The organism is Deltaproteobacteria bacterium HGW-Deltaproteobacteria-18, assembly GCA_002841885.1.
Lineage (GTDB): Bacteria > Desulfobacterota > Desulfovibrionia > Desulfovibrionales > Desulfomicrobiaceae > Desulfomicrobium.
The window spans coordinates 96,449-116,376 of sequence record PHBE01000003.1 but is presented as its reverse complement, the minus strand read 5'-3'; the positions used below and the strand labels follow the sequence as shown (position 1 = coordinate 116,376).

Genomic DNA, 19,928 nt, shown 5'->3' with positions numbered 1-19,928 from the left:
CCGAGGAGCCGCAGGGGCTCCCCGGGCCAAGGGCTGCCGTCTAGAATTGTCCGGTTCTGAGCATGACCAGGGTGCAGGCGTGCGCCCAGGGGATGCCCGCTTCGGTCAAGGCCTGTTCCAGTGCCGCCGATTCGGTGCCGGGATTGAGAATGACACGTCCGGGCCTGAGCGCCAGGATGGCGTCCTGCAGTTGGGCGCTGCGGTCCGGCCCGACATAGAGAGTCAGCGTGTCCACCTTTTGACCGATGGCATCAAGGCTCGAAACAACCGGCAACTCCTCGATGACGGCTCGGCCCGGCGTGACCGGGATGACCGAGTGACCGTAATCCTTGAGCATGCGCACGGCCTGATTCGAGTAGCGCTCCGGCTTGTGGCTCGCGCCGAGCACCGCGACGATCTGTCCCATGAGTTTACGCTCCCGCCTTGCGGCTGACCATGACCTTGGCCGGGCGCAGTAGCCTGTCCTTGAGCATGTAGCCCTTCTGCAGCATCTGACAGACCGTGTTTTCATCGACATCGTCCCGTTCGACCTGACCCAGGGCCTCGTGGCGGGAAGGATCGAAGGGCACGTCAACCCCGGCGATCTGCTCCAGTCCATGCTTTTTCATCGTGTCGAGAAAAATGTTCATGGTCATCTCCACACCCGTTACCAGATCCTTGCAGGCTTCTGCCTGCCTGCCGTGGGCCAGGGCCAGGTCGAGATTGTCCATGACCGGGATGATTTCCTCGAGGATGGCGGAAGTGGCGAACTTGAAATAGTCCTCCTTTTCACGCAGCAAACGCTTCTTGAAATTCTCGCTGTCCGCCAGGACACGCAAGTTGTCCTTTTTGAGCTCCTCCATGTCGGCCAGGGCCTGGGCGTATTTTTCCTCCAGGGTCAGCTCCCGTGTTTCTTCCGCCTGCATTTCGGTCTGCACTTCATCCGGGTTCTGGCCCTCTTTTTCCTTATTGGACATGAAAAACTCCTGATCCTTGAAATATTTGAAAAAACGCTTCACGAATATCCTTAGAAGCGGGATTTGAGGCACTGACTAAGTATTTGAGCGGCAAAGTCAACCATGGGCATGATGCGTGCGTAGTTCATGCGCACCGGCCCGAGCACGGCCAACGTGCCGTGATTGGTGGAAAAAGCGCTGTAGGGAGAAGCCACCAGCGAACACTCCGCGAGTCCGGGCATGCTCTGGTTCAGGCTTACGGAAACGGACTGGCTGACCGAGGTCTTGTCCAGCAGTTCAAGCAGCCGGGAGCGTTCCTCGATGAGCCGCAAAAGCTCCTGGATGGTCTCAAGCTCCGTGAATTCGGGCTGGTCCGTGAGATGGCTCGTGCCGCCGACGAAAACCTCGGGCTGCTCTTCCTCGGCCAGGGCCTGCGAAGCCAGCTCCCAGGCCCTGCGATAGGCATCCAGGGTCCTTCGCGCGTATTGCAACTGCCGCTCGATCTCGCCGCGCACCTCATGGGTGGTGCGTCCCTCGAAAAGACTGTTCAGGTAGTTCCCGTAGTGCACGAGATCATTGGCTCCCAGGCTCTCGTCCATCTGCACCAGACGGTTGCTGACCAGCCCGCCATGCATGACCAGCACCGCCATGATCATGCCCGGTCGCAGGAGTACGAAATCTATCTGCCGCCAGCGGGCCAGATCCTGACGCGGGGCCATGATCACGCACACCTGACGGGTCAGGGTCGAAAGCGTCCGGACGGCGCGACGCAGGACCTGAGGCAAATCCCCTTCTCCCGGCTGGATGTGATCATGCAGGCGGGACTGCTCCCTGCGCGGCAGGGGCCCGAGCTTGAGGACCTGGTCGAGATAATAGCGGAAAGCAGGGACAGTCGGGGCCCGCCCGGCGGACGTGTGCGGCTGCCGCAGATAACCTTTTTCGGTCAGGGCGGCCATGGTCGAGCGCAACGAAGCGGGGCTCAGTCCAAGACCCGTGGCCAGGGTTTGGGACGACACGGGCAAGGCGGTCTCCACATAGGTCTCGACCACGGCGGTGAGGACGGCGGTTTCGCGCTTGCTCAGGATCATGACAGGCAGTCTTCCCGGGAGAAAAGAAATTCGCGCAGGGCCTGCAACCACGGCCGAGGCGCGATGCCCGTGGCGGCCGTGAAGGCGCCAAGATCCAGGACCGAATATGCAGGTCGGCAGGCTTTCTGGGGATATTCGGACGAGGGTATGGGCTTGATCCGGCACGCCAGATCCGCCCCCCGGACGGCTTCGGTGGCCAGCTCGCACCAGCTTGCCTGTCCGGCGTTGGCCAGATGAAAGATGCCCGTCGCCCCCCTGTCCAGAAGAGCCAGGGAACCGACGGCCAGATCCGGGGTGTAGGAAGGGCTGCCGATCTGGTCGTGGACCACGCTGAGCTCCGGCCGTGTCGCGGCCAGTTCCAGAATGCGGGTCACGAAATTGGTCTTGCACGGGCCAAAAAGCCACGAGGTGCGGATGATGAGCAGATTCGGCAGATCAAGGGCCAGAAGCTCACGCTCGCCCTGCAGCTTGGTCTGGCCGTAGACCGAACCGGGCGCGGGCTGGTCCCCGGGTCCGTAGGGGGTTGTCTTTTTACCGTTGAAGACGAAATCCGTGCTGTAATGGACCAGGGGAACCCCCGTGTTCTGCACGGCCTTGCCCAGGATCAGCGGCAACTGCCGATTCAGCCGGGAAGCCTCGGCCGGATCGTCCTCGGCCTGATCGACCTTGGTGTAGGCCACAGTGTTGAAAAGCACCGCGGCCTCGGTCCGAATGAGGTATTCCTCCACGGCCGGGCGTTCAAACAGGTTCAGCTCGTCGCGCCCCGGAGCGTTCACGGTCCATCCCTGCCTGGACAGAGCCAGACACAGCGCCTGCCCCAGCAGGCCGGTCTTGCCGCCCAGTACGACTGCGCTCCTCATGCCTGCCTCGTTTGGTACCATGCATCCATGAACTGGCGATAGGCGCCGCTCTGCACTTCGTCAAGCCAGGCCTCGTTGGCTTTGTACCAGGCCAGGGTTCTGGCCATGCCATCCTCGAAAGAATGCTGCGGGGTCCAGCCCAGGTCCTTCGTTGAACGCTCGAAAGCCATGGCGTAGCGGCGATCATGCCCGGGCCGGTCAGTGACATGGGTGATGAGATCCTCGCTCCTGCCCGTCAGGCGCAATATGAGACGCACCACTTCCAGGTTCGTCCGCTCGGCGTCCCCTCCGAAATTGTAGACTGCGCCGGGCTGTCCCTTGAAAAGCGTGGCCTCCACGCCCCGGCAGTGATCCATGACATAGATCCAGTCCCGAACGTTCTGCCCGTCGCCGTAGACGGGGATGCGCTCGTTTCTGGAGGCCTTCAAATAGACCAGGGGGATGAGTTTTTCCGGAAACTGGTAGGGGCCGTAGTTGTTGGAACAGCGGGTGACCATGACGGGCATCCCGTAGGTGTGGAAATAGGCCCGGGCCAGGAGGTCCGAGGAAGCCTTGGACGCCGAGTACGGGGAATTGGGCGCCAGGGGAGTGTCCTCGGTGAACCGGCCCGTAGGGCCGAGGGTGCCGTAGACCTCGTCGGTGGAGACGTGCACGAAGCGCGGGATCTCGGCGCGCCTTGCGGCCTCCAGGAGGTTCTGGGTGCCCAGCACGTTGGTCGTGACAAAGGGGAAGGGGTCACTTATGGAGCGATCCACATGCGATTCGGCGGCGAAATTGAGCACCGCATCGAAGGAAAAACGCTGCATGAGCTCCGGCACCAGCTCTTGGTCGCAAATGTCGCCATGCACGAAATGATAGCGGCGGCCCATGTGCCGGGCCTCCTCTTCGGCCAGATTGCGGCGGTTGCCCGCATAGGTCAGCTTGTCGAGGTTGACGATGACCACATCCTCGTGCGCGGCAAGCATGTGCTGGATGAAATTTGAGCCGATGAAGCCGCAGCCTCCGGTGACGAGCAGATGCATGTATTCTCCTGACTTCGCGGTTCTTGACGGAAGCGGGTTTGAAAGCCAAGTGGATGACGAGCCGACAGCGCGTCCCCGTGCGGGCCGTGACAGCCTTTAAAAATACTTAAAGAGACTCCAAGATGCAAATCGCCCTTTACGAACCTGAAATTCCGCCCAACACCGGGACCATCGCCCGACTCTGCGCCGCCTCCACCACCCGCCTGAACCTGATCGAGCCCCTGGGCTTCAGCCTGGACGACAAGTACCTGAAACGGGCGGGCCTTGACTACTGGCCTCACGTGGACAAACGCATCTGGCCGTCCTGGGCCGCCTTCCTGGAAGGCCGCGATCCGGGGCGGCTGGTTTTCACCAGCGCGCGCCAGGGAACGGCCTATCACCGTTTTTCCTTCAGGGCCGACGACATCATCGTGCTCGGCCCCGAGACCCGGGGCCTGCCCCCGGAAATCCTGCACGACGCCGCGGATCTCGTCCGCATCCCCATCTGGGGGGAGGTCAGAAGCGTCAACCTGGCCAACGCCGCGGCCGTGCTTCTTTACGAGGCCTATCGTCAGACCGGGGAACTGGACCTGCGCGAGGGCAGGCCGGACGCCCCGTAACCACTGGAGACGCGCATGCCCGACACGCTCTACAATCTGCCGCTGAACCTGTCACTGCTAGTCTTTCTGCTGGGCTGCGTGGCCCTGGACCTGCTCTTCGGTGACCCCCGGGACTGGCCGCACCCGGTGCGACTCATCGGCAAGATGCTTGAGCGCCTCGAAGGCTGGGCAAAATCCTTTTTCCTTGGACCGCGCATCGGCGGGACCCTGAGCGTCGCCGCCGTGGCCCTGGGCTGCGCGGCACTGGTCCAGCTGCTGACCGGACTGCCCCTGGCGGGCGAAATCCTGGCCCTGTATCTTGGCTATGCGGGGCTGGCCCTTGGCTGCCTGCTGCGGGAAACGAACACCGTGCTGGCCCTGCTTGAAAACGGGAGACTGGCGGCGGCCCGCGCGCACCTGGCCGGCCTGGTCAGCAGGGACACGGAAGACATGACCGAAGACGAAGTCTGCCGCGCTCTGGGCGAAACCCTGGCCGAAAATTTCAATGACGGCTTCGTGGCCCCCCTCTTCTGGCTCTGCCTCCTGGGCCCCGCCGCGCTGTGGGCCTACAAGGCCGTGAGCACCGTGGACTCCATGTGGGGCTACCGCACGGAGCGCTTCGAGGAGCTCGGCAAGGCCGGGGCGCGGGCCGACGACATCCTGGCCTGGCTGCCCGCACGGCTGGCCGCAATCTCCATCTGGGCCACGGGGTGGCTGCGGCTGCGTCCCGCCGCCTGGGAGCGCATCGCGCGGGACGCGCGGAGCATGGACAGCCCCAACGCGGGCTGGCCCATGAGCGCCGCCGCCCACGTGGCCGGGGTGAGCATGGGTGGGCCGACCCGCTACTTCGGAGAGATCAAGGACAAACCGTTTCTCGGCCCCCTCGGAGTAGCCTGGTCCCCGGCGCGCATTCGCGGCATGATGCGGACTCTGCTGCTGGCCGCCCTGCTGTGCACCGTGGCCCTGACCATCAGCGGAAGCTATCTTGGCTGGTGGAATCTGGGCTGATACAATCTGCGATCAGATCCCGGGCTTGAAATCTCAAATTTCAGCGCTCTTCCCCTCCCATCGCCCCCACGTGCCGCTTGGCAGGTCCAGCACCCCGTCGCCGCCATGCAGAAGCATTTCCCCGCAGGCCAGGGTCCCCTTGCCGAAAGTCTGCTCCAGCAGATTCCTGAGCACAATGGGCGAAAAACCCGGCGTGTGCGACGTCAGGATGACGAAAAGCGGAGCGTCGCTCAAAACCTGACGGACCAGATCAAGAGTCTCCTGCACGTTCCTTTCGACCTTGTAGAGCTCTCCGCGTTTGCCGCGTCCGAAAGACGGAGGGTCGAGGAGCACGCAATCGTATTTGCGCCCGCGCCGCACCTCGCGTTTCAGGAAGGCGCCGACATCGTCGACGATGAACCTGGTCCCCGAATCCTCGAGGCCGTTCAGGGCCGAGTTGCCGCGAGCCCATTCGACCATGCCTTTTGATGCGTCGAGGTGGCAGCACTGCGCACCGGCCAGGGCCGCCGCCATGGTCGCCCCCCCGGAATAGGCGAATAGGTTCAGAAAACTCGGGGCCTCCTTGCGCTCGGCTGCAGCCTGGCGCACGGAAGCTCCGATCCATTCCCACAGATCGAGCGTCTCGGGAAAAATGCCGAGATGCCCGAAATCCGTGGTCGAAAGACGCATGCGCACCCCGCGCACGGTCACAATCCATTCCTCGGGAAGGCGTTCCCGGCCGTGCCAGTTGAGCCCGTCCTTGCGGTCGAAGGTGGCGCTGGCGGAATCCCAGAGTGCGGGCTGCGCGGGTTCCCACACGGCCTGGGCACATGGGCGGGCCAGAATGACAGTGCCGAAGCGTTCCAGTTTTTGTCCGTTCCCGCTGTCGAGAAGTTCGTAATCGTCCTGTATCTGCATGGATGCTCCATAAGCGAAAAAACCCTTCCGGGCGGGTGCCTGAAAGGGTTTGTGCGGTCGGTGGTGGGCGATACAGGATTTGAACCTGTGACTTCCACCGTGTGAAGGTGGCACTCTCACCGCTGAGTTAATCGCCCGAGGAGTTGCGTTTAGCCCCGCCCCCCGTGTCATGTCAAGATATTACCGTCGACTGATCCGGCCGGGATCACAGATTTTTCTGCAGTTCGAGGAAAGCGTGCTTGCCGGGGCCGAAAATACGGTCTCCGCTCATCCCGGTGACGTGCATGAAACCAAGCCTGATCCAGAACCGCATGGCATTCCAGTTCTTGAGCCCCACCCCCACCCGCACACGGGTCAGGGACCCCGGACGCAGCAGGGCTTCAAGGCTGAGATAGGCTTCCCTGCCCAGGCCGATGCCCTGAAATTCGACGCTCAGAAAAAGTTCGCCGACATAGGCGACGTCGCTCTTGGGATAGCCGGTGTACAGGCTCAAAAGACCGATGACGTCACCGGCCATGGGTTCGCGCAGAATGAGATTGTACAGGGAGGACGGGCAGCCCCGGGGCGGCAGGTTCCGATGCTCGACAAAGCGGCGGGCCAGGACGGGAGGATCGTTTTCGCGGTCCAGAAGAAGCAGCAGCTCCCTGTTTCCGGCATAGACAGACTCGATTTCCGGAGTCTCGACTGCGGTCACGGGCTGGGCAAGGATGCGTGCGCTACGGAATGAATACGGCATAAACAAGGCGGCTCCTGGCCGCCCTAATCCGCAAGTTCCTTGCTGCGCTCGGCGGCCGCCCGGACTGCCCGGCCGATCGCGAATTTGAAGTGATGTTCGTCCAGGGCGTTGAGGCCCGCGATGGTCGTCCCGCCGGGCGAGGTGACCATCTCCTTCAGAAGCGTCGGATGGGCACCCTCCGCCTCGGCCATGAGCGCCGATCCCGAGACCAGCCCCGCGACCATGCTGGTGGCCTGGGCACGTGTCAGCCCGAGGGTGACGCCGGCGTCGATGAGGCCTTCCATGAAGGCGTATACGTAGGCGGGCCCGGAACCGATGAGCCCGGTGTAGGCGTCAAAGAGCTTCTCCGGCAGCACATGGGCCTGGCCGATGGAGGAAAAGACGTCCAGCAGAGTCTGCCTGCAGCTCTCATCCAGGAGCTCGTGGTCGAAGCACAGCGCATACACGCCCTTGCCGACCATGGCCGGAGTGTTGGGCATGACGCGAACCACGGGGCATTCTTTCCCGGACCATTCGACCAGCTGGTCCAGAGTGACGCCGGCGGCGATGGAGACAAGACAGGTTTCGGGTCCAAGGGCCGGGACCAGACCGGTCAGCACCGGACGCATGACCTGCGGCTTGACGGCCAGCAGGACATAGTCCGAATTCTTGACCAGTTCCTGGGCAGTCGGATGGATGCTCATGATGTCCGCATTCCTGCGGCACATGCCCTCGCTGGGATCAAATCCGTGCAGGGCGAACGCTCCGCCTGCGGCCAACCCCCTGGCGATGGCCCCACCCATGTTCCCAAGCCCGATGAACCCGAATCTTTTCATTATCCCACCAGCTCCAGTGCGTTGAAGAAGTATGCGATTTCGACCGCTGCGGTATCCTGACCGTCGGAACCGTGGCAGGAGTTCTTTTCGATGTCCAGCGCGTATTTCTTGCGGATGGTGCCTTCGGCGGCGTTGTCCTTGTTGGTCGCGCCCATCAGGTCGCGGTACTTCTGCACGGCATTCTCGCCTTCCAGGCACATGACCACGCACGGACCGGAGCACATGTACTCGACAAGACTGCCGAAAAAGGGACGCTCGCTATGCACGGCGTAGAAGCCTTCGGCCTGGGATCTGGTCAACTGGATCATCTTCATGCCCACGACGCGCAGCCCTGCGCCCTGGATCATGGCCATGATTTCGCCCTGAAGGTTGCGGGCCACGGCGTCGGGCTTGATGATGGAAAAAGTGCGTTCCATAAATACTCCTGTAAAAGATTTTGGGGCCTCGTATCCTCTGCATGTGGAAAACTCAAGACACTCGCGGAAAAAGCCGGCCTGTTTGTTCATTCAATTCATAATTTTGAGCCGGAAGCGAAAAGGTGTTGTTCTCTTGAGCCTTTGTCATGTATGTTTCTCGCGAAGTTTCAGACATGAACGGAGGAAATCATGAGCAAAAAGCGCCTCTACGAAATTATTTACGAAGTCAGCAGAACGGTGAACTCAAGCCTCGACCCGAGCGAGGTGCTGAGCCGGATCGCGGAACAGGTGACCCGGGCCATGGGTGTCAAGGGGTGCTTCATCCGCCTCCTCGACCGCAGCGGCAAGGTTCTGAAGCCTGCAGCCTATTTCGGCCTCAGCGAGCGTTACGCCAAAAAAGGCGTGGTCGAAGTGGCCAAGAGCGGCCTGGACCGCGAGGCTTTCACCGGCAAGGTGGTCCAGATTGCCGATGCGGGTTCGGACCCGCGCTTCCAGTACGGCGGCGAAGCGGCCAAGGAAGGGCTGGTTTCCGTGCTGGTGGCCCCCCTGTTTGTGGAAGGCAGCCGCCCCATCGGTGTGCTTCGGGTCTACACCGGAGAGCGCCGCGAGTTTGACGAGGAAGAGATCGGCTTCCTGCAGGCCATCGCCAACATTTCGGCCATCGCCATCGAAAACGCGCGCATGCACCAGACCTTGAAGCGCCAGATGGAACTCATAAACGCTTACGACTACCAGGTTTTTGAAGACTAGGGAGCATCTTATGGAAAAAACACGAATAGGAATAAACGGCTTCGGCCGCATCGGCCGACAGGTGCTCAAGACCATCTGGCAACGCCATCGCGACACCCTGGAAGTGGTGGCCATCAACGATCTCTTCGACACCCAGACCAACGCCCACCTGCTCCGGCACGATACCTCCTACGGGCACTTCGCACCTTCGGTGGAGGCGGACGCGGACACCATCCGGGTGGGCGGCGAGTGGGAGATAAAGAGCTTTGCCCAGCGCGATCCCAAGCTCATCCCCTGGAAGTCGTGCGGCGTCGATATCGTCATCGAGTCCACCGGCATCTTCCGCACCGGCCCCACCGCCGGGCAGCACCTCGAGAGCGGGGCCAGGAAGGTCATCATCACCGCGCCTTCCAAGGACGAAGACCTGACCGTGGTCATCGGCGTGAACGAGGACAAGTACGACCCGGCCATCCACCACATCGTCTCCAACGCCTCCTGCACGACCAACTGCCTGGCTCCGGCGGTCAAGATCATGCACGCCAAGTTCGGCGTGGCCAAGGGTGTGCTGACCACGGTCCACGCCTACACCAACGACCAGCGCATCCTCGATCTCCCGCACAAGGACCTGCGCCGGGCCAGGGCCGCCGCCTGCAACATGATCCCGACCTCCACGGGGGCGGCCAAGGCCGTGGCCAAGGTCATCCCCGAGATGGCCGGGCGCTTTGACGGCTATTCGGTGCGCGTGCCAGTGCCTGCGGTCTCCCTGGTGGATTTCGTGGCCGTGCTCGAGCGCGACACGACGGCCGAGGAACTCAAGGCCGCATTCAAGGACGCAGCCGCAGGCGAACTCAAGGGCATCCTTGGGTATGCCGAAGAGGCGCTGGTCTCCTCGGATTTCATCGCCGATCCGCACTCGGGCGTGGTGGACGCGGACTTCACCACTGTCCAGGCCGGAAACCTGGCCAAAGTGCTGATCTGGTACGACAACGAATGGGGCTATTCATGCCGCGTGGCCGATTTGGCCCATCTGATGGCGCAAAAAGGCCTTTGATCCAACCGGCGAGCGATTCGAACCAAGGCCCCTGCCGTCAGTGACGGCAGGGGCTTTTTCGTGCACGACCCGCACGCCTGTCATCCTCCCCTGAAGCATGCTTCCGGATGCGTCGCCGTTTACCCTCTGGACCCTCCAGCCAAAAAAAAACCTCTCCTGCCCTTTACAAGCAATTTTTAGGCGTTAATTTGTGCCCGATTTTTACATAATTATTTCAAATATCGCAGAGGAGACCACAATGGGTAAGATTATCGGAATAGATTTGGGTACGACCAACAGCTGCGTCTATGTCATGGAAGGCAAGGAAGCCAAATGCATCACCAATCCCGAAGGCGGGCGCACGACTCCTTCCATCGTGGCGTTCACCGACCAGGACCGTCTGGTGGGCGAGATCGCCAAGCGTCAGGCTGTGACCAACTCCGACAAGACCATTTTCGCGGTCAAGCGTCTGATGGGCCGGCAGATCGACGACCCCAAGCTCAAGAGCTGGATCAGCAAGAGCCCCTACAAGATCGTGGCCGGAGCCAACAACGACGCCTACGTTGAGATCGGCGACAAGAAGTACAGCCCGGCCGAAATCTCCGCGCTCATCCTGCAGCGCCTGAAAAAAGACGCCGAGACCTACCTGGGCGAGACCGTGACCGAAGCGGTCATCACCGTCCCGGCCTACTTCAACGACTCGCAGCGTCAGGCCACCAAGGACGCCGGCCGCATCGCGGGCCTTGATGTGAAACGCATCATCAACGAGCCCACCGCTGCTTCCCTGGCCTACGGCTCCGACAAGAAGGCCAACGAAAAGATCGCCGTGTTCGACCTCGGCGGCGGCACCTTCGACATCTCCATCCTCGAAGTCGGGGACAATGTCGTCGAAGTGCGCGCCACCAACGGCGACACCTTCCTCGGCGGCGAGGATTTCGACCACGAGATCATCACCTACCTGGTGGACGAATTCAAAAAGGAGAACGGCATCGATCTGTCCAAGGACAAGATGGCTCTGCAGCGCCTGAAGGAAGCCGCCGAAAAGGCCAAGAAGGACCTGTCCTCCTCCATGGAGACGGACATCAACCTGCCCTTCATCACGGCTGACCAGAACGGCCCCAAGCACATGACAATGAAACTGTCCCGGGCCAAGCTGGAATCCTTGTGCGAGGCGTTGGTGAATCGCACCATCGAGCCCTGTCGCAAGGCACTGGCCGACGCGGGCCTGAAGACCGGCGACATCAACGAAGTCATCCTGGTCGGCGGCATGACCCGCATGCCACTGGTGCAGAAGAAGGTCGGCGAGTTCTTCGGCAAGGAGCCCAACCGCAGCGTGAACCCCGATGAAGTCGTGGCCATGGGCGCGGCCATTCAGGGCGGCATCCTGGCCGGCGATGTGAAGGACGTGCTGCTCCTTGACGTGACTCCGTTGTCCCTTGGCATCGAAACCCTGGGCGGCGTGTTCACAAAACTCATCGACCGCAACACGACCATCCCGACCCGCAAGAGCAACACCTTCACCACGGCCGCCGACAATCAGCCGTCCGTGTCCATTCACGTGTTGCAGGGCGAGCGTCCCATGTGCTCCGACAACATGACCCTGGGCCGCTTCGAACTGACCGGCATCCCGGCCGCTCCCCGCGGCGTACCGCAGGTCGAGGTCACCTTCGACATCGACGCCAACGGCCTCGTCAACGTTTCGGCCAAGGACCTCGGCACCGGCAAGGAACAGTCCATCCGCATCACCGCATCGAGCGGCCTGAGCGATGCGGACATCGACCGTCTGGTCAAGGAAGCCGAAGCCAACGCCGAAGAGGACAAGAAGAAGCAGAAGCTCATCGAAGTCCGCAACAGCGCCGACACCCTGATCTACACCACGGAGAAATCCATCCGTGATCTGGGAGAGAACATCGATGCGGCCATGAAGGCGGACATCGAAGGCAAGGCCGAGGCGCTCAAAGGCGTCCTGCAGAGCGAAGACACCGATGCCATCCAGAAATCCATGGACGAACTGGCCCAGGCCTCGCACAAGCTGGCCGAAAAGCTCTATGCCCAAAAGACCGACGCCGGAGCCCAAGAAGGGCCGCAGGACGCCGGACAGGGCGGCGGCGCCAGAAACGACGATGAAGACGTGGTTGATGCCGACTACACGGAAGTGAAAAAGTAAGTTCAGACCACGGCAAGCATTGGCTTGACACGGCAATTTGCCGGTCCCTATACTCCACGCCTGGCCCTTGACGGGGCCAGGCTTTTTTTTATTCAACCGGGACACCCCGTCAGACCCCTGTCAGGCTCCATACCTTATGAAATTCCGATCACTTTATTCCTGCATCCTCGTCATGGCCCTGATTCTCGGCTCCGCCTCCTGCGCCAAGAAAATCGTGTACTCCACCCCCGACGCAAAGCCCGCCTCCGCACTGCCCGGGCACAAGGCGGCGGACCCGGAAAAAGCCCTCCAGCGTTATACCAAGTATCTGGAGACAAGCCGCGTGGGCGACCCCGGCCGCGGCGAGGCCTGGCGCAATACCGTCGGCAGCGCGGTGCAGCTCGGGGAATACGACCTGGCGGAAAAGAATCTGCAGGCCTGGCAGGCCGAAAACAAAACCGCCACGTCCTCCTGGGACTGGAACCAGGCCAACGCCCAGCTTCTCCTGGCGCGCAAGGGCAGGGACGCCTATGCGAGCTATCTCATTGATCTCGCCGGACGCGCCGACCTGGACTGGACCACCCGCATGGCGGCCGGGATGGAATTGACCGACCATTTCTGGGCCATCCCGGAATATGGCCTGGCCTTCGAAGCCATGGGCCTTGTCTACAAGGCCGTGCCCGATGACGGCACACGGGGGGCCATGGAAGCCGACGCCCTGCGCCGTGCGGAATCCCTGCAGGTGGATGAGCTGCGCAGGATTCTGGACAGCGCTCTTGGCGCCGATCCGAACGCCTATCCCTGGTCCATGGTGGTCTGGGCGCGAAGCATGAAGCTTCTGACTGAAGACAAGGGCAACTGGCCAGCCGTCTGGCCCAGCCTGTCCGCCATAGTGCGCAGCGGCAGTCTCGCCAACAAGGATTTCTTTGCCGGTCAGCTGCGGGCCCTGGAACAGGAAATGGGCGTGGTCAGGCAGAGCTTGGTCCTGCTCCTGCCCCTTTCCGGCCCCTATTCGCAGGTAGGCTGGAAAATCGCCAAAGGCGCCGACACAGCCTGGCGCGAGAGCCGGGCCCAGACCGAGGCCCCGGCGATCAAGCTCATCAATACCGAATCTCCGACCTTTCTGGAAGAATTGCGCGCCGTGAGCGGCGTGCCCATCATCGGCGGACCGCTGCGCAAGGAGATCTGGGGACAGATTCGTTTGGCGGGCCTGCACCGCACATCCAGATTTCTGACCTTCATGCCCAGCGTCGAGGACGAGGGCAAGGAAGCATGGCGCTTCTTCAGCACCCCTGCGGACCAGGTCCGGGCCGTCATCCGGGGCTGCGAACAGCTTGGAATCACGTCTTACGCGATCCTGCATCCCCAGGACCGGTTCGGCACGGCCATGGCCGACATCTTTCGCGAGCAGGCAGGAATTCTGGGCGCGCGCATCTCCACGACGAGAAGCTACGACATCCAGAACCCACCGACCTGGGGCAAGGCCGTGGCCGCCATTCTGGGCGCCAGCGGAGCCAAGGACACCCTGAACCCCGAGCCTCCCTTCCAGGCGGTTTTCCTGCCCGACTCCCTCTTCCGGGTACAGCAGCTGGCCCCGCTTTTCCATTACTACGAGGAAACGCGGCTCATCTTCCTTGGACCACAACTCTGGGGCCAGAGCCTGGGCGAAGCGAACCTTGAAACCCAATACTTCGACCTGACGCTCTTTCCCGGCGCATGGAGCACCGACAGCCCCTCCCAAAGCGCCCAGAGCCTGAAGCGCGGCATGGAGGAAGGTGGCGGGGAAGAAGCGGACATGTGGGCGGCGCTGGGCTACGACTTCGTGCGCTTCACCGCCCTGCTCGGAGGCGGCCAGAACTCCGTCTCCGCCTTCAACCAGGCCCTGTCAGAGGCTGCCAGCCGCATGCCCTGGACCCTGGCGCCCATGCACTGGGACGCAGGGCAGGCTTCCCAGGACCTGTTCCTGTTCCAGCCGACTCAATCGGGCATGATCCGGGCCGACATGGAAAAAATCCGTCAGGCCAGGGAACAGAGACAGATTCGCCGCGAAGAACGCCGAATCCAACTTCAAAACAAGAAGCAGCAAGGATGAGCATGAAAATAAGCCCTGAAAAAGCCCTGGCCATCGCCACCCTGTCCCGGCTCGAAATAAGCCCCGAACAGGCCGCCGGCCTCAGCGTCCAGATGGATGACATCCTCGGCTACATGGACAAGCTCAACGAACTGGACACCAGCAGCGTCGAACCCATGTACACTCCCGTCGAGCAGCCCGGATTCCTGCGCGAGGACGAAGTCCGCAAGGATTTCGATCGCACCGAGATCCTGCGCAACGCCCCCGAGACCGACGGCGAATACTTCATCGTGCCGCGCATCGTCTGATCGGCGACGCACTTCAGAACCGCTCCAAGAGGAATTTTTCATGTCACAGCTTTTCCACCATTCCCTGACTCAGGTCCGCGATCTCCTGCGCGCAGGCGAAGTCACCGCCCAGGAAGCGACAACTTCCTGCCTGGAGCGCATCGCCGCTACCGAACCACGGCTTGACGCCCTCCTGCATGTCTCCGGGGAAGAAGCCCTGAGCCTGGCCGCGGCCATGGACAAAAAGGGGCCGGACGCAACCAGGCCGCTGTGGGGAGTGCCGGTCGTCATAAAGGATGTCCTGGCCACCGTGGGCATGCCCACCACCTGCGGCTCCAAAATTCTTGAAAACTTCGTCCCGGTCTACGACGCCGACTGCGTGACCAGACTCAAAGACGCCGGGGCCATCATCCTCGGCAAGGCCAACATGGACGAATTCGCCATGGGCTCGTCCACGGAGAATTCCGCGTTCAAGGTCACCAGGAATCCCTGGGACACGGCGCGGGTTCCCGGCGGCTCCAGCGGCGGTTCCGCGGCCAGCGTGGCAGCCGGACAGTGCTTCGCATCCATCGGCACGGACACGGGCGGCTCCATCCGCCAGCCCGCCAGCTTCTGCGGCATCGTGGGCCTCAAGCCCAGCTACGGCCGTGTTTCACGGCGCGGCCTCATCGCCTACGGCTCCTCCCTGGACCAGGCCGGTCCCATGACCCGCACCGTGGCCGATGCGGCGGAAATCCTGCAGGTCATCGCGGGCCACGATCCCAAGGACTCCACCAGCGTCAACACGCCGGTCCCTGATTATCTCGAAGCCCTGAACCGGAGCGACTCGCTGAAGGGCCTGCGCCTGGGCCTGCCGGAACAGTACTGGGGCGAAGGCCTCTCGGCCGAGGTGGACGCGGCCTGCCGCAGCGCCGTCGACCTGGCCGCCTCCCTGGGCGCAGAGGTAGTGCCCGTGTCACTGCCGCACACGGAGTACGCCATCGCCACCTACTACATCCTGGCCATGGCCGAAGCCAGCTCCAACCTGGCCCGCTTTGACGGGGTGCGCTACGGCCGCCGCAGCAGCCAGACCCAGGACCTTGCGACCATGTACACCCGCTCACGCTCCGAAGGCTTCGGGGAAGAGGTCATGCGCCGCATCATGCTCGGCACCTACGTGCTCTCGGCCGGTTACTACGAGGCCTATTACAGGAAGGCGGCCCAGGTCCGGCGCCTGATCCGCCAGGACTTCCTGAGCGCCCTGGACAAATGCGACCTGATCTGCGGTCCGGCCTGCCCGACCACGGCTTTCGCCATCGGAGAAAACACTGCCGATCCGCTGCAGATGTACCTGACGGACATCTTCACCATCTCCCTGAACCTGAGCGGACTGCCCGGTCTCTCCCTGCCTGTCGGGCTCGGAAAGGACTCCGGCATGCCCGTCGGCCTGCAACTCTTCGCCGGGAACATGGATGAAGCGGGCCTCTTGTCCGCGGCCCAGACGTTGGAAACTCACCTGCCAAAGCTGCCAAAGCCGCCGCTTGCTTAACCCGGGCCGGATCTTCCGGCCTTTTTTTACATGCACAAAACCGCAATCGCACTGAGTGGAGGGGCCGATTCCCTCATGAGCCTGCTTCTGCTCCGGGAAACCGGAGCCGAGGTCATGGCCGTACACGCCCGTTTTCTGGGTACAGATGACGAAGTCCTGCACGAACGGCTACGCGATCTGTGCTCCACCCTTTTCGTGCCCTTCCATCTGCTGGACCTGCGGCGTGAATTCGAGGAACTGGTCGTTGCCCCCTTTGTGCGCGCCTATCAGGCCGGGCTGACCCCCAACCCCTGCGCGGCCTGCAATCCGGCCATCAAGTTCGGACTGCTGCTGGACAGGGTCCGGGAACTCGGGGCGGACCGGCTGGCCACGGGCCACTATGCCCGACTGCTGCACACCGCGCACGGCCCGGCCCTGTACAGGGGCCTCGATGCAAGCAAGGATCAGAGCTATTTTCTGTCCAGGGTGCCTCGGGAACGTTTCGGGCATGTCCTCTTCCCCCTGGCCGACTGGACCAAGAACGCCGTGCGGCTGGCCCTGGCCGAACGCAACATGGAGCCGCCCGCCGGACGGGAAAGCCAGGAAGTGTGTTTCATCCCCGCTGATTACAGGGATTTTCTGCGGGAAAGAAAGATCCGGCTGGGCGGTCCGGGTCCCATCGCACTGGCCGACGGCACGGTGCTTGGCCGGCACGCGGGCCTGTGGAACCATACCCTGGGGCAGCGCAAGGGCCTGGGCATCGCCTACCGCGAACCCCTCTACGTGACGGGCAAGGACTTCGTGCACAACCGGCTCCTCGTCGGCCCCAAATCCGAGGCCATATCGTCAGGCTGCCGCACGGCCGTCCCCAACCTGCTCCTTGCGCCCGGACTTTGGCCAGAGGAGGTGCTCGTGCAGACGATCTACCGTCAGCTCCCGGAACCTGCGCACGTAACCGTGGACCAATCCGGCATGTCCATCGCCTTTCCGGAGCCACGGCCCATTCCCACTCCGGGCCAGGTGGCCGCCGTGTATTCACCCGATGGGCAGGTCCTGGCCGGCGGCGTGATCCAGGAGGCGACCCGTGCGGCGTGAACCCGGACAGCTTTTTTTTCTGACCACCCAGGGCTGCAAGGTCAACCAGTACGAATCCCAGGCCATCCGCGAAACCCTCGTCGCGGACGGCCTGATGGAAACCCATGACCCGTCCCTGGCCGACCTGGTGCTCATCAACAGCTGCGCCGTGACCGAGCGCGCGGTGCTCGATCTGGCCAAACTGGTCCGAAGCCTTTCCTCAAACAGTCCCAAACCGTGGATTGTCGTGGCCGGTTGCGCCGTGGAGGCCGACCGGGAACGCATCCTGGCCATGGACGCGGTGGATGAGATCATCTCCCAGAAAGACAAGACTCGGCTCGGCAGCGCGGACCAGGCGCAAGCCCCCTTTCCGACGCCGGCCATCTCCGGCTACAACCGCGCCCGGGGCGTGATCAAGGTCCAGGACGGATGCTCCCACGGGTGTACCTACTGCATCATCCCCTCCACGCGCGGTCGCTCCGTCAGCCGCCCTCCCGCAGAGGTCATAGGTGAGGCCGAGCGTCTGCTTGAGGCCGGAATCCGCGAAATCTCCCTGTGCGGCATCAACCTGCGCCATTACGGCCGGGATCTGCCATCAAATGAAGACTTCTGGGATCTTCTTGCCGCGGTGGACCGGGCCCTGTCCCCCCGCTGGGCCGGTCGGGCACGGCTGCGGCTGGGCTCCCTGGAACCCGGCGACCTGAACGCCAAGGCGCTCTCCACCCTGGCGCAAAGCCGCCTCATGACTCCGCACCTGCACGTCTCCCTGCAGAGCGGCAGCCCGGAAGTGCTGCGCCGCATGGGGCGGGGGCACTACGGACCGGAGCAGATCTTCGACTTTCTGCATGACCTGCGCAAAATCTGGCCTGTCTTCGGCCTTGGCGCGGACCTCATCGCGGGTTTTCCGGGTGAAACGCAGGCGCATGCGGACGAAACCCTGGAGGTCGTGCGGCGCCTGCCGCTCTCGTACGCGCACGTCTTCCCTTATTCCGAGCGCCCGGGTACCCCGGCCGCACTCTTCAAGAATTCCGTGCCCGGCCACATCCGCCGGGAGAGGGCCAAGGCCCTGCGCCGGGAGGTGGCCCGCAAACGCGAGGATTTTCTGCTTGAGCTGCTCAAACTCCCGGTCATGGATGTAGCCATGGAAGATGGAGGCACGGGAATGAACGAATTTTACGTCGAATGCTCGGTCAGCGACGCGCCCCCTTTGGCTCACGAACTTCTGCGCGTCGTCCCGGTGGGATTGACCTCTTCGGGACTAAAGGCCAAACGTGCCCATGAGCACACGGAGAAGGCATGAGCATCCCGAAGGAGCCCCTGCCGGGACGTGCATTCCTGTCGGTGCTGAGCGCCTGCCGGGAGGAGGTCTGGCCGACGCTGCGACCGCGTCTTGAAGAGATTATGGGCCGCATCGATTACGAGTCGCAGCCCATCCCCTTCAGCCGGACCAGCTATTACGACGCGGAGTTGGGCTCGCCCATTTCCCGGCTTGTCCTGTCCTTTGAGCGCCCCCTGCCCCTCGACGGGCTGGCCGAAATCAAGCTGGCTACCAACAGGCTTGAGACTCGCTGGGCGCGTGACGGCAGGCGGTTTTTCAATCTCGACCCGGGCTACGTCACCCAGGAACGCCTGGTCCTGGCCACGGGCAAGAATTTCACGCACAGGGTGTACCTGTCACAGGGAATCTGGGCCGACCTGACCCTCATTTTTCAAGGGGGAGACTGGTGTGACCTCCCCTGGACCTTCCCGGACTACGCCGCGCCCGAGGTCAAGAAGCACCTGACCCGCATCCGGGACATGTACAGGGAATCCCTCAAGCATTTAACATCATCAGAGGATACGCAATGCCCAAGAGTATGACCGGCTACGGCCGCGCCAGCGCCCAGGAGGAAGGTTGGACCCTGTCCTGGGAAATCCGCAGCCTCAACAACCGCCATCTGGATCTGAAGTGGAAGATTCCGCCCACCCTCTACGCCCACCAAAAAACCTGGGAAAACGAGGTCCGCACAGTGGCCAACCGGGGCGGGGTGGAGCTCTTTCTCGGGCTCAAGATCAACAACCCCGAGTTGCAGTCGCTTAGCCTGGACAGGACCATGGCGGCGTCCATGCTGCAGGAGCTTGAGACTCTGGCCGCATCCAAGGGCCTTTCACACACGCCGGACCTGAACCGGCTGTTGAACATCCCTTCCCTGTGGAAGGATTCCGGCAGCATCGACAACCCGCAGCTCATCGAAAGCCTGACCGAGACCCTGAAGAAGGCCCTTGCGGACTGGGACGAAGCGCGGGTCCGGGAAGGTCTGGCGCTGGAGGATGATCTGCGCGTGCGCTTTGCTCGCCTGACCGTGCTGGTGGAAGAGATCCGCGTCCTGGCGGCCCAGACCGCGCCGGAGCGTTTCGCCCTGCTGCAGGAACGGGTCGCCAAGCTGCTCCTTGACAGCGGTGCCCAGATAGATCCGGACCGCATGCTGCAGGAACTGGCAACCATCTCAGACCGGGTCGATGTCTCCGAGGAGCTGACGCGCCTTGAGATCCATCTCAAGGGCATCGACGGCTATTTCAACCAGACCGAGCCCGTGGGCCGCAAACTCGACTTCATGGTCCAGGAATGCTTCCGCGAGATCAACACCTGCGGCAACAAGAGCCAGAACACGAGCATCAGCCAGCTGGTGGTCTCCTTCAAGGCCGAACTCGAAAAATGCAGAGAGCAGATCCAGAACCTGGAGTAGGGC

General features: G+C 62.6%; 21 protein-coding genes and 1 tRNA gene. 12 read left to right on the top strand and 10 right to left on the bottom strand.

Going from position 1 to position 19,928, the window contains the following annotated elements; translation table 11 throughout:
- Positions 1 to 40: 40 nt before the first annotated feature.
- From CVU60_03915 to rfbB, 5 genes are read right to left on the bottom strand one after another with little or no spacing between them, the layout of a single operon-like run.
- A complete protein-coding gene (locus tag CVU60_03915) occupies positions 41 to 406 on the bottom strand; it encodes a CoA-binding protein (GenBank protein ID PKN42945.1) in 366 nt (121 codons plus the stop codon).
- A gap of 4 nt (positions 407 to 410) precedes the next feature.
- On the bottom strand, positions 411 to 956 hold the full coding sequence (grpE, locus tag CVU60_03910; protein ID PKN43034.1) for a nucleotide exchange factor GrpE: 546 nt from the start codon (positions 954 to 956) through the stop codon (positions 411 to 413).
- A 50-nt stretch (positions 957 to 1,006) separates the two neighbouring features.
- The gene (gene hrcA / locus CVU60_03905; GenBank protein PKN42944.1) at positions 1,007 to 2,023 is read right to left on the bottom strand and encodes a heat-inducible transcription repressor HrcA; all 1,017 of its coding nucleotides are present in this window, start codon (positions 2,021 to 2,023) and stop codon (positions 1,007 to 1,009) included.
- Positions 2,020 to 2,883, bottom strand: a complete 864-nt coding sequence (rfbD, locus tag CVU60_03900) for a dTDP-4-dehydrorhamnose reductase (GenBank protein ID PKN42943.1) — start codon at positions 2,881 to 2,883, stop codon at positions 2,020 to 2,022. Before rfbD ends, hrcA begins: the two co-directional genes overlap by 4 nt.
- The gene (rfbB, locus tag CVU60_03895; protein ID PKN42942.1) at positions 2,880 to 3,905 is read right to left on the bottom strand and encodes a dTDP-glucose 4,6-dehydratase; all 1,026 of its coding nucleotides are present in this window, start codon (positions 3,903 to 3,905) and stop codon (positions 2,880 to 2,882) included. The genes rfbD and rfbB overlap by 4 nt, the downstream gene beginning before the upstream one ends.
- A 122-nt stretch (positions 3,906 to 4,027) precedes the next feature.
- Between rfbB and CVU60_03890 the strand changes: the two genes are divergently transcribed.
- Both CVU60_03890 and cobD read left to right on the top strand, forming a co-directional pair.
- On the top strand, positions 4,028 to 4,504 hold the full coding sequence (locus tag CVU60_03890; protein ID PKN42941.1) for a tRNA (uridine(34)/cytosine(34)/5-carboxymethylaminomethyluridine(34)-2'-O)-methyltransferase TrmL: 477 nt from the start codon (positions 4,028 to 4,030) through the stop codon (positions 4,502 to 4,504).
- A gap of 15 nt (positions 4,505 to 4,519) precedes the next feature.
- Positions 4,520 to 5,491 (top strand): cobalamin biosynthesis protein CobD, encoded by a 972-nt coding sequence (gene cobD, locus CVU60_03885; protein ID PKN42940.1) that lies wholly within the window; start codon positions 4,520 to 4,522, stop codon positions 5,489 to 5,491.
- A gap of 33 nt (positions 5,492 to 5,524) precedes the next feature.
- Here cobD and CVU60_03880 read toward each other — a convergent pair whose 3' ends face one another.
- The 5 genes from CVU60_03880 to CVU60_03860 form a co-directional block, all read right to left on the bottom strand.
- Positions 5,525 to 6,388: a hypothetical protein gene (locus CVU60_03880; GenBank protein PKN42939.1), complete on the bottom strand. Its 864-nt coding sequence runs from the start codon at positions 6,386 to 6,388 to the stop codon at positions 5,525 to 5,527.
- A gap of 61 nt (positions 6,389 to 6,449) precedes the next feature.
- Positions 6,450 to 6,525: transfer RNA gene (locus CVU60_03875), tRNA-Val, on the bottom strand.
- A 68-nt stretch (positions 6,526 to 6,593) separates the two neighbouring features.
- Positions 6,594 to 7,124: a hypothetical protein gene (locus CVU60_03870; protein PKN42938.1), complete on the bottom strand. Its 531-nt coding sequence runs from the start codon at positions 7,122 to 7,124 to the stop codon at positions 6,594 to 6,596.
- A 23-nt stretch (positions 7,125 to 7,147) separates the two neighbouring features.
- Positions 7,148 to 7,939 (bottom strand): pyrroline-5-carboxylate reductase, encoded by a 792-nt coding sequence (gene proC, locus CVU60_03865; GenBank protein PKN42937.1) that lies wholly within the window; start codon positions 7,937 to 7,939, stop codon positions 7,148 to 7,150.
- The gene (locus CVU60_03860; protein ID PKN42936.1) at positions 7,939 to 8,355 is read right to left on the bottom strand and encodes a nucleoside-diphosphate kinase; all 417 of its coding nucleotides are present in this window, start codon (positions 8,353 to 8,355) and stop codon (positions 7,939 to 7,941) included. The genes proC and CVU60_03860 overlap by 1 nt, the downstream gene beginning before the upstream one ends.
- Before the next feature lie 189 nt (positions 8,356 to 8,544).
- On the opposite strand from CVU60_03860, the gene CVU60_03855 reads away from it, so the two are divergent.
- The 10 genes from CVU60_03855 (at position 8,545) to CVU60_03810 (ending at position 19,925) form a co-directional block, all read left to right on the top strand.
- Complete coding sequence (locus CVU60_03855; GenBank protein ID PKN42935.1) at positions 8,545 to 9,105, top strand: GAF domain-containing protein; 561 nt, start codon at positions 8,545 to 8,547, stop codon at positions 9,103 to 9,105.
- A 10-nt stretch (positions 9,106 to 9,115) separates the two neighbouring features.
- On the top strand, positions 9,116 to 10,135 hold the full coding sequence (gene gap, locus CVU60_03850; protein ID PKN42934.1) for a type I glyceraldehyde-3-phosphate dehydrogenase: 1,020 nt from the start codon (positions 9,116 to 9,118) through the stop codon (positions 10,133 to 10,135).
- A 238-nt stretch (positions 10,136 to 10,373) separates the two neighbouring features.
- Complete coding sequence (locus tag CVU60_03845) at positions 10,374 to 12,281, top strand: molecular chaperone DnaK (GenBank protein ID PKN42933.1); 1,908 nt, start codon at positions 10,374 to 10,376, stop codon at positions 12,279 to 12,281.
- Positions 12,282 to 12,417: 136 nt separating this feature from the next.
- Positions 12,418 to 14,352 carry a hypothetical protein gene (locus CVU60_03840; protein PKN42932.1) on the top strand — a complete coding sequence of 645 codons (1,935 nt, stop codon included), beginning with the start codon at positions 12,418 to 12,420 and terminating at the stop codon, positions 14,350 to 14,352.
- Positions 14,353 to 14,354: 2 nt separating this feature from the next.
- Positions 14,355 to 14,639, top strand: coding sequence for an Asp-tRNA(Asn)/Glu-tRNA(Gln) amidotransferase GatCAB subunit C (locus tag CVU60_03835; protein ID PKN42931.1), 285 nt, complete (start codon positions 14,355 to 14,357; stop codon positions 14,637 to 14,639).
- 40 nt (positions 14,640 to 14,679) lie between these two features.
- The gene (gene gatA, locus CVU60_03830; GenBank protein PKN42930.1) at positions 14,680 to 16,146 is read left to right on the top strand and encodes an Asp-tRNA(Asn)/Glu-tRNA(Gln) amidotransferase GatCAB subunit A; all 1,467 of its coding nucleotides are present in this window, start codon (positions 14,680 to 14,682) and stop codon (positions 16,144 to 16,146) included.
- Positions 16,147 to 16,176: 30 nt separating this feature from the next.
- Positions 16,177 to 17,220: a tRNA 2-thiouridine(34) synthase MnmA gene (locus tag CVU60_03825; GenBank protein ID PKN42929.1), complete on the top strand. Its 1,044-nt coding sequence runs from the start codon at positions 16,177 to 16,179 to the stop codon at positions 17,218 to 17,220.
- The gene (locus CVU60_03820; GenBank protein ID PKN42928.1) at positions 17,210 to 18,499 is read left to right on the top strand and encodes a tRNA (N6-isopentenyl adenosine(37)-C2)-methylthiotransferase MiaB; all 1,290 of its coding nucleotides are present in this window, start codon (positions 17,210 to 17,212) and stop codon (positions 18,497 to 18,499) included. Before CVU60_03825 ends, CVU60_03820 begins: the two co-directional genes overlap by 11 nt.
- A complete protein-coding gene (locus tag CVU60_03815) occupies positions 18,496 to 19,059 on the top strand; it encodes a DUF4416 domain-containing protein (GenBank protein PKN42927.1) in 564 nt (187 codons plus the stop codon). Before CVU60_03820 ends, CVU60_03815 begins: the two co-directional genes overlap by 4 nt.
- On the top strand, positions 19,044 to 19,925 hold the full coding sequence (locus CVU60_03810; GenBank protein ID PKN42926.1) for a YicC family protein: 882 nt from the start codon (positions 19,044 to 19,046) through the stop codon (positions 19,923 to 19,925). Before CVU60_03815 ends, CVU60_03810 begins: the two co-directional genes overlap by 16 nt.
- The last annotated feature ends 3 nt before the right edge of the window (positions 19,926 to 19,928 follow it).

Excerpts from the sequence above, each read along its gene's own strand:
- CVU60_03915 (PKN42945.1), bottom strand. The coding sequence starts at position 406 with ATGGGACAGATCGTCGCGGTGCTCGGCGCGAGCCACAAGCCGGAGCGC.
- grpE (PKN43034.1), bottom strand. The coding sequence starts at position 956 with ATGTCCAATAAGGAAAAAGAGGGCCAGAACCCGGATGAAGTGCAGACC.
- hrcA (PKN42944.1), bottom strand. The coding sequence starts at position 2,023 with ATGATCCTGAGCAAGCGCGAAACCGCCGTCCTCACCGCCGTGGTCGAG.
- rfbD (PKN42943.1), bottom strand. The coding sequence starts at position 2,883 with ATGAGGAGCGCAGTCGTACTGGGCGGCAAGACCGGCCTGCTGGGGCAG.
- rfbB (PKN42942.1), bottom strand. The coding sequence starts at position 3,905 with ATGCATCTGCTCGTCACCGGAGGCTGCGGCTTCATCGGCTCAAATTTC.
- CVU60_03890 (PKN42941.1), top strand. The coding sequence starts at position 4,028 with ATGCAAATCGCCCTTTACGAACCTGAAATTCCGCCCAACACCGGGACC.
- cobD (PKN42940.1), top strand. The coding sequence starts at position 4,520 with ATGCCCGACACGCTCTACAATCTGCCGCTGAACCTGTCACTGCTAGTC.
- CVU60_03880 (PKN42939.1), bottom strand. The coding sequence starts at position 6,388 with ATGCAGATACAGGACGATTACGAACTTCTCGACAGCGGGAACGGACAA.
- CVU60_03870 (PKN42938.1), bottom strand. The coding sequence starts at position 7,124 with ATGCCGTATTCATTCCGTAGCGCACGCATCCTTGCCCAGCCCGTGACC.
- proC (PKN42937.1), bottom strand. The coding sequence starts at position 7,939 with ATGAAAAGATTCGGGTTCATCGGGCTTGGGAACATGGGTGGGGCCATC.
- CVU60_03860 (PKN42936.1), bottom strand. The coding sequence starts at position 8,355 with ATGGAACGCACTTTTTCCATCATCAAGCCCGACGCCGTGGCCCGCAAC.
- CVU60_03855 (PKN42935.1), top strand. The coding sequence starts at position 8,545 with ATGAGCAAAAAGCGCCTCTACGAAATTATTTACGAAGTCAGCAGAACG.
- gap (PKN42934.1), top strand. The coding sequence starts at position 9,116 with ATGGAAAAAACACGAATAGGAATAAACGGCTTCGGCCGCATCGGCCGA.
- CVU60_03845 (PKN42933.1), top strand. The coding sequence starts at position 10,374 with ATGGGTAAGATTATCGGAATAGATTTGGGTACGACCAACAGCTGCGTC.
- CVU60_03840 (PKN42932.1), top strand. The coding sequence starts at position 12,418 with ATGAAATTCCGATCACTTTATTCCTGCATCCTCGTCATGGCCCTGATT.
- CVU60_03835 (PKN42931.1), top strand. The coding sequence starts at position 14,355 with ATGAAAATAAGCCCTGAAAAAGCCCTGGCCATCGCCACCCTGTCCCGG.
- gatA (PKN42930.1), top strand. The coding sequence starts at position 14,680 with ATGTCACAGCTTTTCCACCATTCCCTGACTCAGGTCCGCGATCTCCTG.
- CVU60_03825 (PKN42929.1), top strand. The coding sequence starts at position 16,177 with ATGCACAAAACCGCAATCGCACTGAGTGGAGGGGCCGATTCCCTCATG.
- CVU60_03815 (PKN42927.1), top strand. The coding sequence starts at position 18,496 with ATGAGCATCCCGAAGGAGCCCCTGCCGGGACGTGCATTCCTGTCGGTG.
- CVU60_03810 (PKN42926.1), top strand. The coding sequence starts at position 19,044 with ATGCCCAAGAGTATGACCGGCTACGGCCGCGCCAGCGCCCAGGAGGAA.